The organism is Sphaerospermopsis reniformis (assembly GCF_005402885.1).
Lineage (GTDB): Bacteria > Cyanobacteriota > Cyanobacteriia > Cyanobacteriales > Nostocaceae > Sphaerospermopsis > Sphaerospermopsis kisseleviana.
Genome location: NZ_BJCE01000412.1, coordinates 1 through 2,636 on the forward strand (window position 1 = coordinate 1; position 2,636 = coordinate 2,636).

Annotated in this window: 4 protein-coding genes; 3 read left to right on the top strand and 1 reads right to left on the bottom strand. The window is 39.3% G+C overall.

Annotated elements, in window-relative coordinates; genetic code table 11:
• The first annotated feature begins 2 nt into the window (after positions 1-2).
• The 3 genes from FFR48_RS29795 to FFR48_RS27105 all read left to right on the top strand — a co-directional run bounded on the left by FFR48_RS29795 (position 3) and on the right by FFR48_RS27105 (position 1,398).
• Positions 3-92, top strand: a complete 90-nt coding sequence (locus FFR48_RS29795; protein WP_268932473.1) for a pentapeptide repeat-containing protein — start codon at positions 3-5, stop codon at positions 90-92.
• Positions 93-353: a pentapeptide repeat-containing protein gene (locus FFR48_RS29800; protein ID WP_371851491.1), complete on the top strand. Its 261-nt coding sequence runs from the start codon at positions 93-95 to the stop codon at positions 351-353. It begins immediately after the preceding gene.
• A gap of 496 nt (positions 354-849) precedes the next feature.
• Positions 850-1,398: a pentapeptide repeat-containing protein gene (locus FFR48_RS27105; protein WP_096568147.1), complete on the top strand. Its 549-nt coding sequence runs from the start codon at positions 850-852 to the stop codon at positions 1,396-1,398.
• Between the two features lie 140 nt (positions 1,399-1,538).
• Here the strand turns inward: FFR48_RS27105 and FFR48_RS27110 are convergent, their stop codons facing one another.
• Complete coding sequence (locus FFR48_RS27110) at positions 1,539-1,919, bottom strand: hypothetical protein (RefSeq protein WP_096568149.1); 381 nt, start codon at positions 1,917-1,919, stop codon at positions 1,539-1,541.
• Positions 1,920-2,636 lie beyond the last annotated feature (717 nt).

Here is a 2,636-nt window from a genome sequence, read left to right on the forward strand (position 1 = left end):
ACCTGAGCGGTGCCAACCTGAGCGGTGCCCACCTGAGCGTTTCCAACCTGAGCGGTGCCAACCTGGGCCGTGCCAACCTGAGCGGTGCCTAACTGAGCGATGCCGACCTGAGCCGTGCCAACCTGAGCCGTGCCTACCTGATCGGTGCCAACCTGAGCCGTGCCAACCTGATCGGTGCCAACCTGAGCCTTGCCGACCTGAGCGGTGCCGACCTGAGCGGCGCAGCAGTTAAAAATGCAATATTTGGAGATAATCAGGGCATTTCTCCAGCTATGAAGCGCGACTTAATTGAACGCGGGGCAATTTTTGAAGATTCTCCAGGCGATCGCTCTCGTGTTCTCACTCGTGTCTAAAGGATTTGTGATCATAATTTCAGAATGTGACCTCTGAATCAAGATCAAGAAGAATGATGGGATGATGATTGCGATCGCTCTTTACCAAAAATATACCTTTTGCCTATTAACCTAAGTTGCTAGTACCTCTCGGCATAAATACGCCTACCTTTCACAAGTGTTTCAAATCACAGATTTTTCACCAACTTTAATGGTGGGTTTACTTGCGCCAAGCTGTACTAGTCATCTAGTTGAGGCTGGTAATGGGTAATTGGAAACTGCTGTAAAATCCTAGTTTTAATCCTGATTATCCTTCAATCCTGGAAATCCTGATTCTGACAGTTTCCCTAACTAGCAACTTACGTTATTACTTTTTAAGTCCTTACTATTAAGTTAAGTATCTTTCTATTAAGGAAAGATTAAAAATCCTAAAATCTTTAGCACAATAGTATAACCCGATTGTCTTTTGCGTGGTTTGAGGAGTTGAACTGACTTAAAGACACAGAGAGGTAAAATTATGGACGCTAATAGCTTCCTGAGTCAATATACATCAGGAAAACGGAATTTTAAGGGAGCAATTCTGCATCAGGCACAGTTAACTCAAGCTGAATTAACTGGTGTTAATTTATCTGAAGCTGACTTGAGTGGTGCTGATTTAAGTGAAGCCAACTTGAGTAAATGTAATCTATCTAGAGCAAATTTGACCAATGCCGATCTCAATGGCGCAAATTTGCAAGGTGCAAACTTGAGTGAAGTAAATTTGATTGGTGCTGATTTGACAAGAGTTAATTTCCAGGAAACTAACCTCAGTCGTGCAGACTTGCGAGCCGCAAATTTAACGTCAGCTAACCTACTGGGTGCAAACCTCAGTGAAGCAGATATCAGTGGTGCTGATTTCAGCAGTGCTAATCTTCAAAAAGCCAATTTGATTGGTAGCAATATCGAAGAATCAGAACTCTATGATGCAGATTTAACTGGTGCAATCATTTCTGAACCAGAGATGACTGAGGAAGTTCTGCATATAGGTTTATCCCATACATGGATCACATGGGCTGGAAGTTATTGATTTTTCAAGGGGAAATGGGAAATGGGGAATAGGAAATGGGGAATAGGAGTCATGGATTTTGGATTGTTTTTGTCATCTCCAATCTAAAATCTAAAATCTAAAATCTAAAATTTTCTTCCCCACTCACCAGTCACCACTCCTTAATAAACTAAAGGTGTTACACCACGCATTGCTCGTAAAGAATTTATACAAGCAGGGCAATCACAGCCAAATAAATCCACGGCCATATTGCTTTCTTCAATATTGAACTCTAGCATCTGAATATCAGCAGGAGTATCAAAATCTTCTGCTTGGGGTTGATACTCTGGAATTTGAGCTAATACAGAAGCTCTAGCACATACTAAACCAACTTTATGTTTATTGCGAATACAGGACAAATTATCTTTACTTTGGGCTGTATTCTGGGATGTATTTTTAACTGTTGGTTCTATCGCTTGGGCTTGCTTGAGCATCACTCCCATAGTCAACCAGGAGCTAATCAATACAGGAGAAGAAAAGAGGCTTAGTATAAATTTGTTCATCATCTTGCTTGATATAATGTTCTTGACTGCTAAGGATACACGATTAAATCTTTCAATTCAAGAGAACAGCTATCAGGAATAATAATAGTTGATTCCGGTGCTATAGAGTGTCAGTATTAGTCACTGACCAGTTATTTAATTTTTTGGACATAATTGTAGTAGTTATGTCTTTTGACTTTGACAATTTTTTCAATCCTCTTCCTTTCAGAGAGAGGTCATTGTCAATTGTCCATTGTTAATTGTCCATTATTGAAGTGTGTAGGCAGGAAACAGCAAGGATCAGGAAACAGGAAAGACGGGTTTTAGTTATTCAATCAATTTAGATATTGACTGAAAATTAACTATTAAAAAATGAATAATAAAATGTCCGCAAGAGCGGACATATATCAGGGCTTCTGTCACTTTTATTGGCTACAATCATGTATGAAACATGATGCTTTTATTGTTGATGATAAAAACCAAAAAATCAAGGGTTTACAAGCATTAGACTAGACATAACTACTTGAATTTTATCTTTTTATATAAGCCTTGATGAGTGATTAGAGACGTTGACCGGAATGTTTGTAGGGAATTATTGTCAAATTTGTAATTAGGGTTTGCTGAATAAACGCAAAACCTAGATAAAGGAAGAGTTTAGGGGCAAAAAAGAGGAACAAAGTGCAAGGAAAAAGGGTAAAATAGGTAAAAACCCTTGCATCAAGGTGCATCAAAATGTAT

Coding starts and splice junctions, on each gene's coding strand:
- FFR48_RS27105 (WP_096568147.1), top strand. CDS start 850: ATGGACGCTAATAGCTTCCTGAGTCAATATACATCAGGAAAACGGAAT.
- FFR48_RS27110 (WP_096568149.1), bottom strand. CDS start 1,919: ATGAACAAATTTATACTAAGCCTCTTTTCTTCTCCTGTATTGATTAGC.